Here is a 22,499-nt window from a genome sequence, read left to right as displayed (position 1 = left end):
GGCCGGCTTTATCACTGGCGGCCCGGCTCCTTCGTCGTCTCCCCAGGTGGACCGCCGACCCTGCCGGCGGTCCACCGGTCCACTCAGCCGTCCATCGACTGCGCGAGAGTCCTCGGCCGCATGTCCGTCCAGTTGGTCTCGATGTACTCCAGGCACGCCTGCCGCGACGCCGGCCCGTGGGCGACGGTCCAGCCGGCCGGGACGTCCACGAAGTCCGGCCACAGGCTGTGCTGGTTCTCGTCGTTGACCAGCACCGAGTACACGCCCTCGGGGTTCTCGAACGGGTTGCTCATGGTGTCCTTCTCCTCGGTACGGATGTGTGGGTCCGGTCAGTTCTTCGGGGTCGCGGGCGTCGTGCGGGCCGCCCGGGCGAGCAGTCCTTCGAGTGCCCGGAACCAGGTCCGGGCCAGGTCCTGGACGGTCTCCCGGGAGAGCGGCCCGTCCAGATAGGACCAGTGGGCGGCCAGCACCGGCCCGTCCGCGCGGTCCTCCGTCACGACGTTGATGCTCAGCGCGTGGCCCTCGCGCATCGCGGGCTCCGGGCCGATGTCGGCCACGTCCTCCTCGGGGGCGTAGGACCAGTCCACCGCCTCCGGGATGCCGAAGCGGCCCAAGTAGTTGAACTCGATCCTCGGCGCTTCCCGCTGCGCCAGCACGTCGCGGGTGCGCGGGTTGAGATGCCGCAGCAGACCGTAGCCCACGCCGTTCGCCGGCAGTGCGGTCAGATGTTCCCGGACGCGTGCCACCGCCTCCTCGGCGGCCGGGCCGCCCGCGAAGGCGTCGGCCAGGTCGACGGGGCCGGGGTCGAGCCGGACGGGGAAGACGCTGGTGAACCAGCCGACCGTGCGGGACAGGTCCGCACTGTCACCGGCGAGTTCCTCCTCGCGTCCGTGCCCTTCGAGGTCGACCAGCACCGAGGTGTCGCTGCCCCCGTGGCGACGGCGCCAGTCGGCGACCGCCAGCCCCAGACCGGCCAGCAGCACATCGTTGACCGTCGCGCCGAACGCCGCAGGGACGGTCGAGAGCAGCGGTGCCGTGCGCTCCGTCGGCATACGCAGGTCCAGTTCACGCATCGAGGCGGTCGTGTCGCGTGCCGGGTCCAGCTCGCGCGCCAGTGGGAAGGGCTCCGTGCCGCCGTCGAGGACCGCGGTCCAGACGGGCAGCTCGGCCTCCCTCGCCGGGTCCTGCGCCAGCTCGGTCAGATGCCGGGACCAGCGTGCGAACGACGTGTCGACGGGCGCCAGTCGAGCCGGTCGGCCCGCCGCCACGTCCTGCCAGGCCGCGGCCAGGTCCGGCAGCAGCACCCGCCAGGAGACGCCGTCCACGACCAGGTGGTGGGCCATCAGCAGCAGGCGACCGGGCTCCGTGCCCGCGTCGAACCACACGGCCCTCACCATCTCGCCCGCGTCCGGGTCCAGCCGGGTCCGGGCGAGGTGCGCGTGCTCCGCGATCGTCGTCCGCAGCGTCTCGTCGTCCGCTCCGGACACATCCACCCGGTCGATCCACGAACCGGCGTCGAGAGCACCGGCCTCCGGAACATCCAGGCTCCAGCTCGTGGTGTCGTCGGCCGACGGCCGCACGAGCCGTGCCCGCAGCAGGTCGTGCCGGTCCGCCAGTGCCTGGAGCACCGAGGTCAGCGAGGACACCTCCAGCTCCGCGGGAGTGCGGACGAGCGCCGCCTGGTGGTAGCTCCCGAAGGGCCCGCCGAGTTCCCTCAGCCAGTGCATGACGGGCGTCAGGGGCACAGTGCCCGTGCCGTCGTCGGACGCGTGTGCCTCGTTCGCGCCGGTGAGTTCGGCGACCGTGCTCAGCCCCGCGGCGGTGCGATGCCGGAAGACCAGCCGCGGTGTGATCCGCACACCCGCCGCGCGGGCCCTGCTGACCAGTTGCATGGCCACGATGCTGTCGCCGCCCAGAGAGAAGAAGTCGTCGTCGGCGCCGACCCGTTCGAGTCCCAGCACGTCGGCGAAGACCTGACACAGGGCCGTCTCCAGCGGTGTCGTGGGCTGTCGCCCGGAGGACAGCGCGGAGAAGTCGGGTGCGGGCAACGATCCGCGGTCGAGCTTCCCGTTGGGCAGCGTCGGCAGCTGGTCCAGCAGGACCATCGCGGCCGGGACCATGTAGTCCGGCAGCGTCGCCGCGAGATGGCCACGGAGTTGCCCCGGGTCCGGTGACTGCCCGGCGGCCGGGACGACGTAGGCCACCAACTGTTTGCGGGGGCCGTCCTGACGTGCCGTCACCACCACAGGGCCGACCGCCGGGTGGGTGGCGAGAGCGGACTCGATCTCGGCCAGTTCGATACGGAAGCCGCGGATCTTGACCTGGTCGTCGGCACGGCCGAGGTAGTCGATCCGGCCCCCCGTCGTCCAGCGCGCCAGGTCGCCGGTGCGGTAGAGACGCGAGCCCGGACCCCCGAACGGGTCGGCGACGAACCGCTCGGCCGTGAGCGCCGGGCTGCCCAGATAGCCGCGGGCCAGGCCGCCGCCCGCCAGATACAGCTCACCCGTCACTCCGGGAGGCACCGGCTGGAGGAAGGCGTCCAGGATGTACGCCCTCGTGCCGGCCACCGCCCGCCCCACGAGCGGCCGTTCGCTGTCCCGCACCCGCGCCGTCAGGGCGTCGACGGTCGACTCGGTCGGACCGTACAGATTGAACGCCTCGGTTCCGTCCAGGGCCGCGAGCTGCTGCCACAGCGCCGTGGGTACCGCCTCACCGCCGACACCGACGACCGCGAGCGGACAGTGACCGTCCCGCAGCAGCCCGGTCTCCGCCATCTGCGCGAAGAACGACGGGGTGACCTCCAGGAAGTCGAAGCCGTGCCGGGTGACGTCGGCGGCGAGCAGCTCCGGGTCGCGGCGCGTCTCCTCGGAGACCACATGGACGCAGTGCCCGTCGAGCAGCCACAACTGGGGCTGCCAGGAGGCGTCGAACGAGAACGACCAGGCGTGACCGGCCCGCAGATGCCGTCTGCCGGTGGCCGCGACCGCCGGCCGGTACAGCGTCTCGCGGTGGCTGTGGAAGAGGTTGCCGACGCTCTCGTGGGTGACCACCACGCCCTTGGGGCGGCCGGTGGAGCCCGAGGTGTAGATGACATACGCGGGGTGGCCGGGCGCGAGAGGCGCCGTGCGCTCGGCGTCCGTCACATCGGCCGCGGCCAGGGCAGCGGTGCGCTCCGCGGTCGCCGGATCGTCCACGACCAGCACGGGCACATCCGTACGCGGCAGTTCGCCGGCGAGCGCGCGGGTGGTGAGGAGCACGACCGGGCGGGCGTCGTCGAGCATCTCGGTGGTGCGGCCGTGCGGAGCTTCGGGATCGAGCGGCAGATAGCCCGCGCCCGCCTTGTGGACCGCGAGGATCGCCACCAGGGTGTGGGCCGTGCGCGGCAGGGCGAGGGCCACATACCGCTCCGGCCCGGCGCCGTGCGCCACGAGCAGCCGCGCCAGCCGGTTGGCCTCGGCGTTCGCCTGCGCGTAGCTGAGCTCCACCCCGTCGGAGGCGACCGCCGGCGCCTCGGGGGACAGCCGGACCTGGTCCTCGAAGAGCCGGGGCACCGTGGTCGGCGGCGCGGTGAGCGGCCGGTCGTTCCACTCGTGGAGGATGCACCGGCGCTCGGCGTCTCCGAGCACGCCGATCCGTGCCACCGGGGTGTCCGGGTCGGCCGCCACGGCCCGCAGGATGCGCAGGAGCCGGTCGGCGAACGACCGGGCTGTCGCCTCGTCGAAGAGATCGGCGCTGTACTCCAGCACACCGTCGACCCCGGTCCCGTCGGCCCGTTCGACGAAGTCGAAGGACAGGTCGAACTTCGCCGTGGTCTGGCCGACGTCCACCCGTTGTGTTCGCAGACCCGGCAGACCGGCCTCGTCGCCGCCTGCCGCCAGATAGACGACCATCACCTGGAACAGCGGATGGCGGGCGAGCGACCGCGCCGGGTTGAGCACCTCCACCAGACGCTCGAACGGCACGTCCTGGTGGTCGAAGGCGGCGAGGTCGCCCTCCCTGACCCGGGCCAGCACCTCACGGAAGGTCGGGTCGCCGGAGGTGTCGGTGCGCAGCACGAGGGTGTTGAGGAAGAAGCCGACCAGGTCGTCCAGCGCCGCGTCCGTGCGTCCCGAGATCGGGCTGCCGATCGGGATGTCGTGACCGGCGCCCAGCCGCGTCAGCAGCGTGGCCACCGCGGCCTGGAGCAGCATGAACATGCTGACGTCGGCGGCGCGTGCCAGCCGCGTGAGTTCGGCGGTCAGTTCGGCGTCGAGCGAGAGATCGGCCGTGCCTCCCCGGTAGCTCGACTCCTGCGGCCGCTGCCGGTCGACAGGGAGTGCCAGCTCCTCCGGCAGACCCGCCAACGCCTGCTTCCAGTAGGTGATCTGGCGGGACGTCAGACTGCTCGGGTCCTGCTCGTCGCCGAGCGACTCCCGGTGCCACAGCGTGTAGTCGGCGTACTGGACCGGCATCGGCAGCCAGTCGGGCGCCAGCCCGGCGGTGCGCGCCCCGTAGGCGATGGCGAGGTCCCGGTTCAGCGGCAGTTCGGACCACTCGTCCCCGGCGATGTGATGCAGCAGGAGCAGCAGGGTGTACTCCTCCTCGCCCGTCCGGAACACCTGGACCCGCAGCGGAGCCTCACGGTCCAGGGCGAACCCGTACGCCGCCGCCTGCGCCAGCCGCCCGGGCAGCTCCTCCTCGCCCGTGTCCTCGAACTCCACCGGCACGAGCGCCTCGTGCGGGTCGAGCACCAGCTGGTAGGGGCGTCCGCCCTCGTCGGGAAAGACCGTGCGCAGTGTCTCGTGCCGCTCCACGAGGTCCGCCACCGCGGCACGCAGCGCGGCCATGTCGAGCGGTCCCGTCAGACGCCAGGCGGAGGGGATGTTGTACGTCGCGCTGGGGCCCTCCACCTGGTAGAGCACCCACAGGCGGCGCTGCGCCGACGACAGGGGCAGCCGCTCCGGCCGTGCGGCGCGGGCGGTCAGGGCGGGACGTGCCTCCTCCACCGCGCCCGAGAGGTGCTCGGCCAGCCGGCTCACGGTCGGCGCGTCGAAGACGGTCCGCAGCGACACCTCCGCCCCGAACACGGAACGGATCCTGGCGACCAGTCGCATGGCGAGCAGCGAGTGACCGCCGAGTGCGAAGAAGTCGTCGTCGACGCCGACCCCCGGCAGTCCGAGGACCCCGGCGAACTCCGCACACAGCAGCTCCTCGCGCGGCGTGCGCGGACGCCGCCCCGTCGACAGCGCCGCGAGATCGGGCGCGGGCAGGGCGGCCCGGTCCAGCTTGCCGCTGACCCCGAGGGGCAGCGCGTCCAGCACCACGAAGGCGGCCGGGACCATGTGTCCGGGCAGTGCCCTGGCGAGATGGGCGCGCAGTGCCGCGAGGTCGGGTGTGCGGCCGGGGGAGGGCACGACGTATCCGACGAGCCGGGGCACTCCCGGGGAGTCCTCCCGTACGACCACGGCCGAGGCGGCGGTGTCCGGGTGCGAGTCGAGCACGGACTCGATCTCACCGAGCTCGATACGGAACCCGCGCAGCTTCACCTGGTCGTCGGCGCGGCCGAGGAACTCCAGGGTCCCGTCGCTCCGTCGCCTGGCCCGGTCGCCAGTGCGGTACATACGCGTTCCGGGCGGGCCGTACGGGTCCGCGGTGAAGCGCTCCGCGGTGAGCCCCGGCCGGCCGAGGTAGCCCCGCACCACGCCTTCGCCCGCGAGATACAGCTCACCCGCGACGCCCACCGGCACATGCCGCAGCCGCTCGTCCAGCACATGGGCGCGGATGTTGCCCACCGGAGCCGCCCACGAACCGTCGACACCGCCGTGCCAGCCGTAGGCGTCGACGCTGCACTCGGTCGGCCCGTACAGGTCGTGGACCTGGACCCCGGGCAGGGAGCACAGCCGCTGCCACAGGGTGGCGGGGGTGGCCTCGCCACCCACGGCGAGGGTGCGCGGCAGGTGCCGGTCCGCGGAGAGGAAGCCGTGGTGGGTGAGTTCGCGCAGATGGCTCGGGGTGAGGTCGACATAGTCGAGCCGTCCCCGGTCGATCAGCGCGAGCAGAGCGGCCGGATCGGCCATCGTCGGCTCGTCCGGCACATGCAGCTCGTGCCCGGCGAGCAGCCACAGCAGCGGCTCCCAGGAGCCGTCGAAGCTGAACGACGCGGCGTGCAGGGCGCGCAGAGCAGCGCCGTCCGCCGTCCGTTCGGCCGGCTCGATGACGTCCTGGTACTGCGCGGCGAAGAAGTTGCTCAGACCGCGATGGGTGCCCACCACACCCTTGGGACGGCCCGTGGAACCCGATGTGAAGATCATATACACGGCGTTGTCCGGCCCCGGGCGGTGCGCGGGGGGCGCGGTCGCGTCCTCGAACGCGGCCGGGTCGTCCAGCAGCACCGCCGGACAGTCCGACACGGGCAGCTCTCCCGCCAGCGCCGTCGTGGTGAGCACGCACAGCGGAGCCGTGTCCGCGAGCATCGTCTCCAGGCGGTCCGCGGGGTAGCCGGGGTCGAGCGGCAGATACGCGGCACCGGCGCCCAGCACACCCAGAATCGCCGGGACCGTCTCCGCCCGGGGCAGGGCCAGGGCGATCACGGTCTCGGGGCCCGCGCCGCGCCGCAGCAGCAGTCGGGAGATCGCGTCCGCCCGTGCGGCCAGCTCACCGAAGGTCAGCCGCGAGGCACCGGTGACCAGAGCCGTCGCGTCGGCGCGGCGGCGGGCCACGTCGGCGAACAGCTCCGGCACGGTACGGGTCTCCAGCGGCCGGGCGGTGTCGTTCCACACGGTCGTGGCGGCCGCCCCCTCCTCGTCGGTGAGCACCGCCAGAGCGCCGACCGGCTTCTCCGGCTCGCGGACGATCTGTTCGAGCAGCCCCACCAGCCGGTCCACGAGCCGTGCGGCCGTGCCCGGCTCCGTCAGATCGGTGGCGTACTCCAGCAGCAGAGCCATGTCGTGCCCGGCACCGTGGTCGACGACGGTGAAGTCCAGGTCGAACTTGGCCGTACCGGTGTCCATGTCGAACCACTCGGTCGGCAGACCCAGCAGGTCCGGGTCCCCGTCGGGGCGGTGGTGGTAACCGAGCATGACCTGGAACAGGGGGTTGCGGTCGGCCACCCGGGCCGGATTGACCGCCTCCACCACCCGGTCGAACGGCACGTCCTGGTGCTCGAAGGCGGCGAGCGCCGACTCCCTGACCCGCCCCAGGAGTTCGGCGAACGACGGATCGCCGGACAGATCCGTGCGCAGGACCAGCGTGTTGACGAAGAAGCCGACCAGCTCGTCCACGGCGCTGTCGGTGCGCCCCGCGATCGGCGCTCCGAGCGGGATGTCCTCACCGGCGCCCAGCCGGTGCAGCAGCACCGCCGTCGCCGCCTGGAACACCATGAACATGCTGCAGTTGTGGGCGGCCGCCAGATCGCGCAGCTCCGTGGCCGTCGCGTCCGGCAGTGCGGTGCGCACGACCGCGCCCCGGCCCGTCGTCCGGGCCGCACCCGGGCGGTCCAGCGGCAGGTCCAGCTCCTCCGGCAGATCCCGCAGGGCCTCGCTCCAGTGGCCGAGCTGCCGCTCGCCCACCTCCGCCAGCAGCCGTTCCTGCCACAGTGTGTAGTCCGCGTACTGCACCGGCAGGGGTGCCCAGTCCGGCGCGGTGCCCGTGGCGCGCGCCGCGTACGCCGTGTTCAGATCGGCCAGGAACGGCCGGTCCGACCACTCGTCGGTGGTGATGTGGTGCAGGACCACGGCCACCACGTGGTCGGCCGGTCCCAGGCGCAGCACCTCGGCCCGGAGGGGCAGTTCGCGCCCGAGGTCGAACGGACGGCGCTGGGCCGACTCGATCCGCCCGGCGAGCCCGGCCTCGTCGCACTCGGCCACGAGGAACTCCGGAACGGCCTCCTCGGCCGGGACGATGCACTGGTACGGCTCACCGTCGTGCTCCACGAAGCGGGTCCGCAGAGCCTCATGGCGTCCCGCCACATCCCGCAGGGCGGCCCGCAGGGCGTCCAGGTCGAGTTCACCGCGCAGCCGGAAGACCAGCGGGAAGTTGTACGCCGCTCCGCCACCGGTGATCCGCTCGACGAGCCACAGCCGGCGCTGCGCGGCCGAGAGCGGGATGCGCTCCGGGCGCTCGGCGGCCCTTCCCAGGGCGGGCCTCGCGGGCCGGCCCATGTCGGCACGACCGGCCAGCAGTTCGGGTGTCGGCGCCTCGAACAGGTCACGGATGGCGAGTTCGGCGCCCAGCTCGGTACGGGCCCGGCTGATGAGCCGGGTCGCCAGCAGGGAATGGCCGCCCAGGTCGAAGAAGTTGTCCTCCGCGCCGGTCCGTGCCAGACCGAGCACCTCGGCGAACAGCCGGCACAGCACCTCCTCGCCGGGGGTGCGCGGCCCGCGACCGGTCGACAGGGCGACTGCCGGTTCGGCGTCCGGCAGAGCCCGGACATCGAGCTTGCCGTTGTCGTTCATCGGCAGCCGGGGCAGCACGACGAACGCGGCCGGCACCATGTAGCCGGGCAGACGTCCGCCCAGGTCCTCGCGCAGCCGTCGCACGAGAGCCCCGGCGCCGCGGGCCGTGGCCGGGGTGTTGGCGTGCACGGCCGTGCCGTCGGTCGACGGCAGCAGCAGCCCGGACGTACGCCGGACCGCCCCGTCCCGCACGGCCACCGACTCCTGCACGAACACCGCGTCGAAGCAGCCGAGTTCGCCGGACCACGTGGTCAGGACCCGGTAGCCGCGCTCGGCTCCGAGCAGGCCCAGGGTCTCGGTCTCCACGCCCTCGGGCGCGCCGCCGGGAAGCCGGCCGGCGTCCACCGCCCGCATGGCGGTGAGTTCGCCCGCGGTCCGCGCGTCGGGCACCCCGCGCACCCGCAGGCACTGCGGGCGCTCCTCGTCCAGCCGTGCCGTGAGCTCGTCGACGCCGTTCCAGTCGGACCCCGGAGCGTCGCCGAGGTCCAGCGCAGTCACGCTATCGGCGTACAGCACGACGTCGTAGCGGTAGCGGGTCAGTTCGTTGTGGTGCCGGCCGGCCTTGGTGCGCAGCTCGACGCCGAAGCCGAGCGTGGCGAACCAGTCCGGGTCGACGAGGAGTTCCTTCTCCAGGGCGATGCCCCGGTCGACGGCCTTGCGGACCGTGTCCGGGTCGGCGTCGGAGCCGGCCCGCGTGAGCTGGATCCCGGTCTGGAAGGGCCGTGCCAGTCGCAGATTGCGCACATCGCCGATGAACAGATGGCCACCGGAGGAGAGCAGACCCATCGCCCCGGTGATGACCTGGGCGAGGTGGTCGAGGCTCGGGAAGTACTGCACGACCGAGTTGATGACGATCGTGTCGAAGTGACCGACGGGCAGACCATCCGTCACATCGGCGCTCTGGCAGCGCAGTTCGACCTTTCCGGCGAGGGAGGGGTCGCGCCGCAGGTCCTCGCCGATCTTGCGGATGACGGGGGCGGCGAAGTCGGTCGCCCAGTAGGACTCGGCGTCCGGTGCGAGCTGGGAGAGCAGCAGACCGGATCCGACGCCGATCTCCAGGATGTGCCGGGGGCGCAGCTCGCCGATCCGTTCCACGGTGGCCGCGCGCCACTCGCGCATGTGCTCCACCGGGATGGGTGTTCCGTCGTACGAGCTGTCCCAGCCCGCGAAGTCCTCGGTGAAGACCGCGGTGCCGATCTCGCTGTACTCGGCGGAGTAGATCTCCTGCCACTCGCCGATCTGCTCGCGCTCGGCCGTCTCCCGTGCCTCCTCGTCCGGTTCCGCCGGCACGACGTAGGCCACGAGGCGCTGGGTGCCGGGCGCCGCCGTGGCGTCGCGCGCGACGACGGCCGCCTGCACCACCTCGTGATGCTGCGCGAGGACCGTCTCGATCTCACCCAGCTCGACCCGGTGACCGCGGATCTTGACCTGGTCGTCGGTGCGGCCGAGGAAGTCGAGGTTGCCGTCCGCGCGGCGGCGCACCAGGTCGCCGGTCCGGTACATGCGCTCGCCGGGCAGACCGTACGGGTCGGCGACGAAGCGCTCTGCCGTCAGGCCGGGCCGGTCCAGATAGCCGCGGGCCAGCCCGACCCCGGCGATGTACAGCTCGCCGGGGACCCCGTCGGGGACGGGCCGCAGCCAGGTGTCCAGGATGCGGGCGCGTGTGCTGCGGATGGGACGGCCCACCGTGGGTGTGGCGCTGTCGTGGGTGCCGCCGCCGAGGGTGTTGATCGTGTACTCGGTCGGCCCGTACAGGTTGTAGCCGTAGGTGCCCTCCGTGTCCCGCAGGGCGTTCCACACGGTCTCCGTGACGGCCTCGCCGCCGAGGAGGACGAGTGGCGGGCGGTGCCCCTCCAACAGCCCTTCCTCGATGAGCACATGGGCGTACGTCGGGGTGACGTTGACGACGTCGATACGGTGCGTCTCGCAGTAGGCGACGAGGGCGATCGCGTCGCGCCGCAACTCCTCGTCACAGATGTGCACCTCGTGGCCCTCGACGAGCCACAGCAGCTCCTCCCAGGACATGTCGAAGGCGAAGGAGACGGTGTGCGCGATGCGCAGCCTGCGCCCGCCGGCCGAGGCGATGGCCGGCGCGAAGATCTCCTTCTGGTGGTTGAGCTGCATGTTCGTCAGCCCGATGTACGGCGTCACCACGCCCTTGGGGCGGCCGGTCGAGCCGGAGGTGTAGATGACGTAGGCGGGGTGGTCCAGGCTGAAGCGCACCTCGACGCCTTCGGCGGAGCGGGCGGCCAGGTCGGCGGCTGTGCCGGGGTCGTCCAGGAGCAGGCGCGGCACGTCGCCGGTCAGGGTCCGTGAAACGCCCTCCGTCGTCAGCAGGAGCAGTGGCTTCGCGTCCTGGAGCATCAGCGACAGCCGGTCCGCCGGGTGGTCCAGCTCCAGCGGCAGATAGGCCGCGCCGGTGCGCAGCACTGCGAACAGGGCCACCACCATGTCGACGGAACGCGGCAGCCCCAGGGCCACGACCGTCTCGGGGCCGGCGCCGTGCGCCAGCAGCAGCCGGGCCATCCGGTTGCACCGGGCGTCGAGTTCGGCGTAGGTGAGGACCTGATCGCCGAAGACGAGGGCGGTCTCGTCCGGGGTCCGGCCGGCCTGCGCGGCCAGCATGTCCGCCACGGTCTCGTGCGGCACCGGCTCACGCCCCGCCACGTCCTCGTGGGCCAGCGTGGCGGCCTCGCCGGGCAGCAGCGCGTCGAGGGAGCCGACCGGTGCGGACGGGTCGGCGATCAGCCGGTCCAGCAGCAGGGCGAATCGCTCCAGCAGGGTCCGGGCGGACGGTCCGTCGACGAGGTCGGGACGGTAGGCCAGCGTGACGCGGACGCTCTCGCCGGGCGTGACGACGAGGTTGACGGGGTAGTGCGTGGCATCGACGTTGGCCACGGCCGACGCGCCGTGTCTGTCCCGCAGTTCGGCGAGCCGCTCGTCCGTGTCGGCGTTGCGGAGCACGAACAGCGTGTCGAAGAGCCGCCGGTGGCCCGTCTCGGCCTGGAGCACACCGAGCCCCAGGTACTCGTGCGGCATCAGCTCCAGACGCTCGCCCTGGATGCGGCGCAGCAGGTCCAGGACGCTCTCGCGCGGATCGAAGGCGATACGCGCGGGAACGGTGTTGAGGAACATGCCGATGACGTTCTCGACGTCCGGAACCTCGCTGGGCCGCCCCGCGACGGTGGTCCCGAAGACGACGTCCGCACGGCCCGTGGCGCTCGCGAGCGCCAGTCCCCACGCCGCGTTGAGCACGGTGTTGAGGGTCAGTCCGTGATGCCGCGCGGTCTCCCGCAGCCGTTGGCCGGCCTCAGCGGTGAGCACGGTCTCCAGATGCTCGGGGATCACCGGTTCCAGACCGCGGTCGGCGGCGGACGGCACGAGGAGCGTCGGCTCCTCCAGACCGTCCAGCGCGCCGCGCCAGGCCGCGGTGGCCCGGCTGTCGTCCTGGTGCTCCAGCCAGGTCAGGTAGTCGCGGTAGGAGCCGGGGCGCGCCGGCGACGCCGGGTCGCCGCCGCTCTCGTACAGGGCGAAGAGCTGGTCGAGGAAGAGCCAGGCGGACCAGCCGTCCCACAGGATGAGGTGACGGCCGATGACGAGCCGGTCGCCGCGCTCGTCGCCGAGCCGCACCAGCAGCATGCGGAAGAGCAGAGGCCGTGACAGGTCGAAGCGCCGGGAGCGTTCCTCGTCCATCAACGCGCCCAGGCGGACGTCCTGTTCGGCGGCCGGGAGCGAGGAGAGGTCGACCTCTTCGAGAGGGATGCGCGGGTCACGCACGATGAACTGGACGGGCTGGCGCAGCCCGTCGCTGGTGAACCCGGCGCGCAGACTGGGGTTGCGGTCGAGCAGCACGCTCGCGGCCGTACGCAGCCGGTCGGCGTCGACGCGCTGTGCGAAGTCGAACGACTCGTGCACCGTGTAGACGTCGAGCGAGCCGTCGTCGTACGTCGAGTGGAAGAACAGACCTTCCTGGAGCGGCGCGAGGGGCCATACGTCGTCGATCCGGCCCGGTGCGAGCCGCTCCACCCGGGAGCGCTCCCCGGGGGTGAGGTCGACGTCGGCCGCGGCCGGTTCGGTCTGCCGGTCCTCGGTGACGGTCGCGGCCGCCGCGAGGGCGGCCGGGGTGCGGTGGTCGAAGATGTCGCGCGGATCGAGCGCCAGACCCGCCCGGCGGGCACGGCTGGACACGCCGATGGAGCTGATGCTGTCGCCGCCCAGCAGGAAGAAGTCGTCGTCGACGCTCACCTCCGGCAGCTTCAGCACGGCCGCGAAGATCTCGGTCAGCACCTGTTCCCGTGCGTCGCGCGGGGCGCGGACGGCGGCGCGTACGGCATGGGGCGCGGGCAGTGCGGCCCGGTCCAGCTTGCCGCTCGGGGTGAGGGGGAGGGCGTCGAGGACCACGTAGGCACTCGGCACCATCGGTGCGGGCAGCACGGCGGTCAGGGCGTCGCGCAGATCCACCGCCTCCGGGCGGGCCCCGCCGGCCGGTACGACATAGGCGACCAGCGCCTCGTCGCGGATGGTCACGGCGGCCTGCGCGACCGGTGCCGTGTCCACCAGTGCGGCCTCGATCTCGCCGAGTTCGACGCGGTTGCCGCGGAGCTTGACCTGGCGGTCGGTACGGCCCAGGTACTCGATCACCCCGTCGGCCCGGCGGCGCACCAGGTCGCCGGTGCGGTACATCCGGCTGCCCGCCGGTCCGTACGGGTCGGCGGTGAACCGTTCCGCGGTCAGTGCGGGACGGGCGTGATAGCCGCGCGCCAACTGGACGCCGCAGAGGTAGAGCTCGCCCGGGACACCGTCGGGAACGGGCCTCAGGCAGGCGTCGAGGACGCGCAGTCCGGTGTTCCACACCGGCCGTCCGATGGGCACGACGACGCCCTCGTCACCGTCGTAGGTGTGATGGGTGACGTCGACGGCGGCCTCGGTCGGCCCGTACAGGTTGTGCAGCGGCACCCCGGTGAGCGACTGCCAGCGCTGCGCGGCGGACACGGGCAGCGCCTCGCCGCTGCTGAAGGCACGCCGCAGCGACGCGGACCAGGCGGGGTCGCCGGTGATCTCGTCCGCCTGGAGGAAGGCCTCCAGCATGGAGGGGACGAAGTGCAGGGTGGTGACCCGCCGTTCGCGGACCAGGGCGGCCAGATGGGCGGGGTCGCGATGGCCGTCCGGGCGGGCCAGGACGACGGCCGCGCCGTGGAGCAGGGGCCAGAAGAACTCCCAGACGGAGACGTCGAAGCTGGACGGCGTCTTCTGGAGCACCCGGTCGTCCGGCCGCAGACCGTAGGCGCCCTGCATCCAGGCGAGCCGGTTGACGATGGCGCGGTGGGTGACCGTGACGCCCTTGGGGCGTCCTGTGGAGCCGGACGTGTAGATCAGATAGGCGGGGTTGTCGGGACCGGCGGCCCGGACGGCGACAGGTCCCGTCTCCGTATCCGGCGTCGTCGCTCCGTCGAGGACGAGCACGGTGACGCCCTCGGCCCGCGGCAGCCGCTCGGCCGTCCCGGGCACCGTGACGGCGAGCGTCGTACCGGAGTCGGCCAGCATGTGGGCGACGCGGTCGGCCGGGTAGTCGGGGTCGACCGGCAGGTAGGCGGCGCCGGACTTCAGCACACCGAGCAGAGCCACCATCAACTCGGCCGACCGCGGGACGGCGACGGCCACGAAGGACTCGGGACCGGCTCCTCGGGCGCGCAGCCGGCGCGCCAGCGCTTCGGCCCTCGCGTCCAGTTCGGCGTACGTCAGCTCCTCGCCCTCGACGACGACGGCCGGAGCGTCGGGGGTGCGGGCCACCTGCTCGGCGATGGCCGAGGCCAGGGTGGCGACCGGGACGGCCCGCTCGTCCCCGGCGGGCAGGGCCCGCGCCCGCTCCTGCCCGGAGAGCAGTTCGACGGATGCGGCTACGGCGGAAGGGTCGGCCGCGACCGCCTCCAGAATCCGCGTCAGCCGGTCGCCCAGCGCACGGACGGCTTCGCCGTCCAGCCGCGCGACGTGATGCTTCAGCCGCAGATCGAGCCGCCTGCCCGGCTTCACGATGAGCGCGAGGGGGTAGTGCACGGCGTCGTGGAACGCGTGGCCGGTGATGCGCACCGTCCCGGACGCGTCGCGCAGGTCCCCGTCGGCGGGGTAGTTCTCGAACACCACCAGGGTGTCGAAGAGTTCCGTACCGCCGGCCGTCCCCGTGAGCCGCTGGATCTCCGCGAGTCCCAGGTGTTGATGGCCCATCAGCTGTGCCTGCTCGTCCTGGAGGCGGGCGAGCAGCACACCGAGTGATTCGCCGGCCTGCCAACGGAACCGGGTGGGAAGGGTGTTGATGAACAGGCCCACCATGGACTCGACGCCGTCGACCTCGCTGTCCCGGCCCGAGACGGTGGTGCCGAACACCACGTCCTGGCGTCCGGTGAGCCTGCCGATCAGCAGCCCCCACGCGGCCTGGACCACGGTGCCGAGGGTGACGCCGTGCTCGCGGGCACGTTCGGTCAGCCGCCTCGTGGTCCCTTCGGACAGCTCGACCCGGACCTGGCCGGGCACCAGGGCGGACCCGTCCGCCGGGGTCGCGACCAGCCGTGTCGGCTCGTCGACACCCGCGAGCGCCGCGCGCCAGGCGTCGCGCGCCGCGTCACGGTCCTGCCGCGCGAGCCGGGCCAGATGGTCGGCGTACGGGGTCACCTCGGCCAGTCGGGGGTCGGGTGTGCCGTAGTACGCCATGAGCTCACGGTGCAGCACGGGCAACGACCAGCCGTCGGCCACGATGTGATGGAACGTCAACATCAGTCGGCAGCGTTCCGGTCCGAGCCGGACCAGGGCGCAGCGCAGCAGCGGGGGCCGGGCCAGGTCGAACCGTCCCGCCCGCTCGTCCGCCGCGACCGCGTCCGCCAGCGTCTCGCGGACACCGCCGTCCTGCGCCGACAGGTCGATCTCACGCCACGGGAGTTCGGCGTCGCGGGGGATGATCTGCACGGGGGTGCCGTCGGAACGGCGGCGGAATCCCGCGCGCAGCGGGGCGTGCCGGTCGAGCAGGGCCTGCGCCGCCCGGCGCAGGGTCTCCCCGTCGACCGGACCCGACAGGTCGAGCACCTGCTGGACGACGTAGGCGTCGCTGTCGGCCGCGCCGATCAGGGCGTGGAAGTAGAAGCCCTCCTGGAGCGGACTGAGGGGGAGCAGTTCCTGCACCGTGATCGGCGCGCTGCCCTGGATCTCGGCGAGGTCGCCGGGGGCGAGTTCGACCAGCGGCGGGCGCGCGTCGTCGGCGGGAGCGGTCACGAGGTCGACGGCCACCTCCGCGAGCGCGGCCACGGTGCGGTGCCGGAAGACATCACGGGGGGTGAGGCGCAGACCCGCGCCCCTGGCGCGGATCAGCAGCTGGATGGCGGTGATGCTGTCCCCGCCGAGGGTGAGGAAGTCGTCGTCGACGGTGACCGCACGCAGGCCCAGCACCTCGGCGTACAGGCGGCAGAGCAGTTCCTCGCGGGCGTTGCGCGGGGCGCGGCCCGAGCTGAGCGCGCCGTAGTCGGGCACGGGCAGGGCGTTGGCGTCCAGCTTGCCGCTGGGAGTCACCGGCAGCGCGTGCAGCGGGACGAACGCGGACGGGACCATGTAGTCGGGCAGCCATTCGGTGGCGTGCCCGCGCAGGGTCTTCATCAGCACGGTGACATCGCGGAACGGCACGGGCCGGTTGGCCTGCGGGAACCGGCCGCCGAGACGGTACAGCCCGGCAGGCGCCCCGGCCGCCGTCTCGTCCGTCTCGTCGGTGAAGACGGCGTCCAGCGAACCGTCGTCGGCCTGACCGTTCCAGGTGAGGTCCACCCGGTGGCCGTGCTCGGTGGCGAGCGCGAGCAGCTCCTCGGGGTCCACGCCGACCGCCGCCGGACGGCTGGTGTCCTCCAGCCTGCGCAGCGCCGACAGGTCGTCGGTGAGGCGGGCGTTGGGTATCCCGGTCACGCGCAGCCGCCCGGGCCGCTCCATCAGCACAGCGGCCACCTCGGCCGGCCCGCCGGTCACCGACCAGTGGATCTCCCGCTCGGCGGGAGCCGGACGCGCGGAGCCGTCGCTCGGGCTCAGGACGACGTCGTAGCGATAGCGGCTCAACTCGTTGTGGTGCGCGGCCCGTTTGACCCGTATCTCGGCGTCGAAGCCGTCGAGCCCGGCGAAGTAGTCCGGGTCGAGGAGCAGTTCGCCCTCCCAGCGCACGGACCGCTCGACGGCGGCGCGCAGGGCGTTCTTGTCCGTCTCGCCGTCACCGTCGGCGCGCCGGCTCTCGACGGCGGCGCGCAGGGTGCGCAGCAGCCGCAGATTGCGGATGTCGCCGACGAACACCCTGCCGCCGGGCGCCAGCAGGGCCGACACCTTGCGCAGGACGTCCGTGAGATAGGCGGAGCTCGGGAAGTACTGGGCCACCGAGTTGATGACGACGGTCTCGAAGAACCCCTGCGGCAGGCCGTCGGTGTCGTGCGCCGGTCGGGCGCTCAGTTCGACGCGGCCCGCCAGTTCGGGCACCGCGTCCACCTGCGTACGCAGCGCGCGCACCGCCTCGTGGGAGACGTCCGTGCCCCAGTAGGACTCGCAGCCGGGCGCGATGCGGGACAGGAGAAGGCCGCTGCCGACGCCGATCTCCAGGACCCGGCGCGGACTGCCGAGTTCGGCGATGCGGGCGATGGTCTCGTCCCGCCACTCCCGCATCTCGGCCACGGGGATCGGGCGTCCGTCGTACATGCTGTTCCAGCCCGCGAAGTTCTCGCGGAAGCCCTCGGACCCGGCGGCACTGTAGAGGAGTTCGTGCAGGTCCTTCCACTCCTCGACCTGCTCACCCTCGTCGTGGCCGGGCCGTGCCTCCAGGGAGGGCACGACGTAGGCGGCGAGCCGGCGGTCGCCCGGCCGGTCCTCGCGGGCGATCACCGTGACCTGGTCGACGGCGGGGTGGCGGCGCAGCACGGACTCGATCTCGCCCGGCTCGATCCGGAAGCCCCGGATCTTGACCTGGGTGTCGGCGCGTCCGAGGAACTCCAGCCGTCCGTCGGCCTTCCAGCGGACCAGGTCTCCGGTGCGGTAGAGCCGTCCGCCCGGGGACTCGGCGCCACCGAAGGGATCGGCGACGAACCGTTCCGCGGTGAGGTCGGGCCTGCCGAGGTAGCCGCGCGCCAGACCGTCCCCGGCCAGGTACAACTCACCGGCGACACCGGCGGGGACCGGCTGGAGCCGGGCGTCCAGCACATAGGCGCGGGTGCCGGGGTCGGGGATGCCGATGGGGACGACGGAGCCGGCCGGGGTGTCGGGATCGCACAGCCCGAGGGTGGAGTTGGTGGTGGCCTCGGTCGGGCCGTAGGCGTTGAACATCATCCGGCCGCCGGCATAGCGGCCGACCAGTTCGGGGGAGACCCGCTCGGTTCCGGCCAGCAGGGTCGCGGCCGGGGGCAGGACGACGTCGTCCGGCATCGCCGCGAGCAGGGCGGGCGGCAGGATCATGAAGGTGATGCCGTTGTCGTCGGCGTAGTCCGCGAGCGCCGCGCCGGGTACCCGGCGTTCGGCGGGGACGACGACGAGACGGCCACCGGACAGCAGACCGAGGCACAGGTCCCAGAAGGCCACGTCGAAGCTGGGCGAGGCGAACTGCAGGACGCGGCTGTGCGGACCGATGCCGAACCGCTCGCTCTGTGTGGCGACGAGCTTCGCGACACCGCTGTGCGCGAGGACGACGCCCTTGGGCCTGCCTGTCGAGCCGGAGGTGTAGATGACGTACGCAGTGTGGAGCACGGTGAGAGCTCCACCGCGGTCGTCGTCGGTCGGATCGTGCACGGGCCGGTCCGCCAACTCCACGGCGGTGCCGGGGGAGTCGAGCAGAAGCCTGGTCATCCCCTCGTGCTCGGGGACGTCCCGGGCGGTGTCCTCGGTCGTCACCAGCACCGCCGGTGCCGCGTCCCCCAGCATGTAGGCGATGCGGTCGGCCGGATAGTCGTGGTCGATCGGGAGGTAGGCGGCCCCGGACTTGAGGACGGCGACCTCGGCGACGATCAGGTCGGCCGAGCGGGGGAGTGCCAGCGCGACGATGCGCTCAGGGCCGGCACCGCGGGAGATCAGGGCGTGCGCCAGCCGGTTGGCGCGCTCGTCCAGTTCGGCGTAGGTGAGGCGTTCGTCCTCGAAGACGAGCGCGATGTCGTCGGGGCGGCGGCGTACCTGCTCCGCGAACATGGCGGGCCAGGTGGCGGACGGGACCGTGTGAGCGGTCGCGTTCCACTCCACGACCACGCGCCGGTACTCGTCCGGTGTCATCAGCGTCAGAGCGCCGACCGGCGTCTCGGGGCGTTCGGCACCGTCGGCCAGCAGGGTCGCGTAGTGCCCGAGGAGCCGGTCCACGGTCGAATCGTCGAAGAGGTCGGCACGGTAGTGCGCCCGCACCTCTCCCGGCAGGGCTTCCAGCACCAGATCGACCGGGCCGGCCGCGGCGGTGAACGGCCTGGCGGCGGTGGCGAACGCGGTGTTGAAGAACAGCCCGCCGCCCCGGGTCGGTTCGGGCCCGAGCGCGTCGACCAGGGCCGACAGGTCGACCGGACGGGCCTCGGCCTCGTCACGGGCCGCCGCCGTGCGCCGCACGAGTTCGGCGAAGGTGGGCTCGCCCTCGCACGAGATGCGCACGGGCAGCGAACCGTGACCCACGGTCAGGTCGGGGGCGCCGCCGTAGCGGTGCAGCAGGGCGACGAAGGCGGTCAGCAGCACGTCGTCGGGGGCGTCGTGTCCGAGGGGAAGCGTCCGCACGCTGTGCCCGCCGGCCGGGGCCGGCGGATAGGGCCGGTCGGCAGGCAGCACCGTCTCCTGTGGGAGAGGTGTGAGCAACTGCTGCCAGTACGCCAGGACTTCTTCTGAACCGGACACAGTGGCCGAGCCTCCCCAGCAGTCGGTCCCGGCCCCCGGCCGGGGTCGGTCCGCGTCATACTAAGGTAAGGATTACCTAATAAGACAGGCTTTCATGCGGCAGTGGGCCGAGCAGCCGAGCAGCCCTTACATTTAAGGCCTGCCTAACCTAAGGATGTTCGCGTGGGGAGCACAGTGATCGGCGCCAGAAGGCCCCGCGGCATGCTCCTGATGCTGCTGCCCGCCACGGCCCTCGTGGCCCTGTGCGCACTGTCGTTGGCCTTCGGCGCACTGAGCGTTCCCCTCGACCAGGTGTGGGACACACTCGTCGGCCACGCCCCCAGCACCCGGATCGAGAACGTGGTCTGGTCCGTTCGCGTACCGCGGACGGCGCTCGGGCTCGCCGCCGGAGCGGCGCTCGGCCTGTCCGGCGCGCTGATGCAGGCACTGACCCGCAACCCCCTCGCGGACCCCGGAGTGCTCGGCGTCAGCGCGGGAGCCGCGTTCGCCATCGTCTTCTCCGTCGGAGTCCTCGGACTGGGCTCGGTCTACGGCTACATCTGGTTCGCGTTCGCCGGGGCGATGGCCGCCAGCGTCCTCGTCTACCTCCTCGGCGGACTGGGCCGCTCGGGCAGCACGCCCGTCAAACTCGCCCTCGCCGGCGTGGCCGTGACCTCGCTGCTGTTCTCACTGACCAGCGCGATCGCGCTGACCGACCCGGACGCCCTCAACCGCTACCGCTTCTGGTCCGCGGGATCTCTGGCCAACCAGAACGAGGAAGTCCTCGTACGCGTCCTGCCGTTCCTCGCCGTCGGCGCCGTACTCGCCCTGGCCTGCGCCCCCGCGCTCAACAGCATGGCGCTCGGCGACGACGTGGCCGCCTCCCTGGGGCTGCGGCTCGGCCTGACCCGTATCCAGGGCGTCCTCGCCGTCACGCTTCTCACCGGCGGCGCCGTCGCCGTCATCGGGCCGGTGGTCTTCGTCGGCCTCGTCGTCCCGCACATCGCCCGCGTCCTGACCCAGTACGCCGGTGTGGGCCCCGACCACCGCTGGCTCCTGCCGCTGTCGGCGGCGCTCGCGCCCTGTCTGCTGCTCGCCGCCGACATCGTCGGACGCCTTCTCGCCCGGCCGACGGAGATCCAGGCCGGCATCCTCGTCGCCTTCATCGGCGGACCCTTCTTCATCGCCATGGTGCGCCGTCGACGACTCGCGGAGCTGTGAGCATGACCGATCTGCTGTCCCGCACCCCCGGCCGCGTCACGTTCCGGCTCGGCGTCCCGCCCGTCTCCGGAGTGCTGCGGCCACGCCTGATGTGGGTGAGCGGCGTACTCGCCGTCGCCACCTTCCTGGTGTTCTGCCTGGGCATGACGATCGGGGACATCCCGTACTCGTTCATGGACGTCGTACGAGCCCTGCTCGGTACGGCGGACCCCGGCACCCAACTCATCGTCCAGGAACTGCGGCTGCCACGGGCCGTGGCCGGTCTGCTCGTCGGATTCGCCTTCGGTGTCTCCGGAGCGCTGTTCCAGACCATGACACTCAACCCCCTGGCCAGCCCGGACATGATCGGCATCACCCAGGGCGCGGGCGCCGCCGTGGTCGCCGGCATCGTGCTCGGCTGGGACGGAGGGCTGAGCACCCAGGCGCTCGGCCTGATCGGGGCGCTGACCGCGGCGCTGCTGGTGTACCTCCTCGCGTGGAAGCGCGGCACGACGGGCTACCGCATCGTTCTCGTCGGCATCGGCATCGCCTGGATCTGCACCAGTGCCACGGACTACCTGATGGCCCGCGGCGAGCGGTTCCAGGCGCAGGCCGCGCTCGGCTGGCTCGTCGGCAACCTCAACGGCCGCGGCTGGGACCAGGTCGGCCCGCTGGCCGCCGCCATGGCGGTCCTGGTCCCCACGGCGCTGCTGCTCGGCCGGCTGATGCGCACGCTCCAGCTCGGCGACGACGTCGCCCGAGGACTGGGCACGCGTGTGCAGCCGGTCCGCTTGGCCGTCCTGCTCGCGGGAGTCGGACTCGTGGCGTTCGGCACCGCCGCGGCCGGCCCCGTCGCGTTCGTGGCGCTCGCCGCGCCCCAGATCGCCCAGCGTCTGGCCCGTACGGCCTGGCCACCGCCGGTGGCCTCGGGGCTCACCGGAGCGCTGGCCGTGCTCGTTTCGGACCTGATCGCGCGGAAGCTGATCTCCGGAACGGAGCTTCCGGTCGGGATCGTCACGGGAGTGCTGGGCGCTCCCGTCCTGTTGTGGCTGCTCGTCCGTGCCAACCGCGCCGGCTCAGGAGGCTGAACACGTGTCATCGAAGTCTGTGGACCCCGCGGGCCCCGATCTGCGGGCCGAAGGCCTGCGGCTGGCGTACGAGAGCCGGGTCGTCGTCGACGGCCTCGACGTGGTGATACCGCCCGGCCGGGTCACGGCGATCGTCGGGGCGAACGCGTGTGGCAAGTCGACCCTGCTGCGGGCCCTGGCCCGGCTGCTGACGCCGAAGGCCGGCTCCGTGCATCTCGACGGCCGCGCCGTGCACTCCATCCCCACCCGGGAACTGGCCCAGCGGCTCGGCATCCTGCCGCAGTCACCGGTCGCACCGGAAGGGCTGACGGTCATCGACCTGGTGGGACGGGGCCGTTCACCGCACCAGACCTGGTGGCGGCAGTGGACCCGGTCCGACGAGCAGGCCGTCCACGACGCCCTGCGCGCCACGTCCATGGCGGATCTCGCCGACCGTCCCGTCGACGAGCTCTCCGGCGGACAGCGCCAGCGCGCCTGGATCGCCATGGCGGTGGCGCAGGGGACGCCGGTGATGCTGCTCGACGAGCCGACGACATATCTCGACCTCGCGCACCAGATCGATGTGCTGGACCTGATCACCGACCTCAACCGGCATCAGAACCGCACGGTGGTCATGGTCCTCCACGACCTCAACCAGGCCTGCCGGTACGCCGATCACGTCATCGCCATGAAGAAGGGGCGGATCGTGGCCGAGGGCCCGCCGGGGGACGTGATCACCGCCTCCACGGTGGACGACGTCTTCGGGCTGCGCTGCCAGGTGGCAAGGGACCCGGTCAGCGGCACTCCGATGATCATTCCCATGGGGCGCCACCACGAGGTCGCGGACGCGGCTCCTCGCCCCGGCGCCGGCGCCGTCGATCAGGCCGACGCGGATGCGGTCGCCGTCACCGGAGCCGGCTGACGACTACGAACGGCCCGGCGGGAACGGCCGGTTGCC

General features: G+C 72.6%; 5 protein-coding genes. 3 read left to right on the top strand and 2 right to left on the bottom strand.

Going from position 1 to position 22,499, the window contains the following annotated elements:
• Positions 1-83: 83 nt before the first annotated feature.
• Together ACFWU3_RS35095 and ACFWU3_RS35090 are read right to left on the bottom strand one after the other, a co-directional pair.
• Positions 84-293, bottom strand: a complete 210-nt coding sequence (locus ACFWU3_RS35095) for an MbtH family protein (RefSeq protein WP_384445476.1) — start codon at positions 291-293, stop codon at positions 84-86.
• A 36-nt stretch (positions 294-329) separates the two neighbouring features.
• Positions 330-19,295 (bottom strand): amino acid adenylation domain-containing protein, encoded by an 18,966-nt coding sequence (locus ACFWU3_RS35090; RefSeq protein ID WP_384445474.1) that lies wholly within the window; start codon positions 19,293-19,295, stop codon positions 330-332.
• A gap of 210 nt (positions 19,296-19,505) precedes the next feature.
• Between ACFWU3_RS35090 and ACFWU3_RS35085 the strand changes: the two genes are divergently transcribed.
• Genes ACFWU3_RS35085 through ACFWU3_RS35075 form a run of 3 tightly spaced genes read left to right on the top strand, consistent with a single transcriptional unit; the run spans position 19,506 to position 22,463 of the window.
• Positions 19,506-20,495 carry a FecCD family ABC transporter permease gene (locus ACFWU3_RS35085; RefSeq protein WP_384445480.1) on the top strand — a complete coding sequence of 330 codons (990 nt, stop codon included), beginning with the start codon at positions 19,506-19,508 and terminating at the stop codon, positions 20,493-20,495.
• 2 nt (positions 20,496-20,497) lie between these two features.
• On the top strand, positions 20,498-21,562 hold the full coding sequence (locus tag ACFWU3_RS35080; RefSeq protein WP_384445472.1) for a FecCD family ABC transporter permease: 1,065 nt from the start codon (positions 20,498-20,500) through the stop codon (positions 21,560-21,562).
• A gap of 19 nt (positions 21,563-21,581) precedes the next feature.
• Positions 21,582-22,463, top strand: coding sequence for an ABC transporter ATP-binding protein (locus ACFWU3_RS35075; RefSeq protein ID WP_384445478.1), 882 nt, complete (start codon positions 21,582-21,584; stop codon positions 22,461-22,463).
• Positions 22,464-22,499 lie beyond the last annotated feature (36 nt).

Origin of the sequence: Streptomyces sp. NPDC058685 (assembly GCF_042714725.1) — a bacterium.
In the GTDB taxonomy this organism is placed as follows: Bacteria; Actinomycetota; Actinomycetes; order Streptomycetales; family Streptomycetaceae; genus Streptomyces.
The sequence above is the reverse complement of the archived record's forward strand: the minus strand, read 5'-3'. Positions and strand labels throughout refer to the sequence as shown.

Bases quoted from the DNA above. Each gene is read 5' to 3' on its own strand.
- ACFWU3_RS35085 (WP_384445480.1), top strand. From the start codon at position 19,506: ATGCTGCTGCCCGCCACGGCCCTCGTGGCCCTGTGCGCACTGTCGTTG.
- ACFWU3_RS35080 (WP_384445472.1), top strand. From the start codon at position 20,498: ATGACCGATCTGCTGTCCCGCACCCCCGGCCGCGTCACGTTCCGGCTC.
- ACFWU3_RS35095 (WP_384445476.1), bottom strand. From the start codon at position 293: ATGAGCAACCCGTTCGAGAACCCCGAGGGCGTGTACTCGGTGCTGGTC.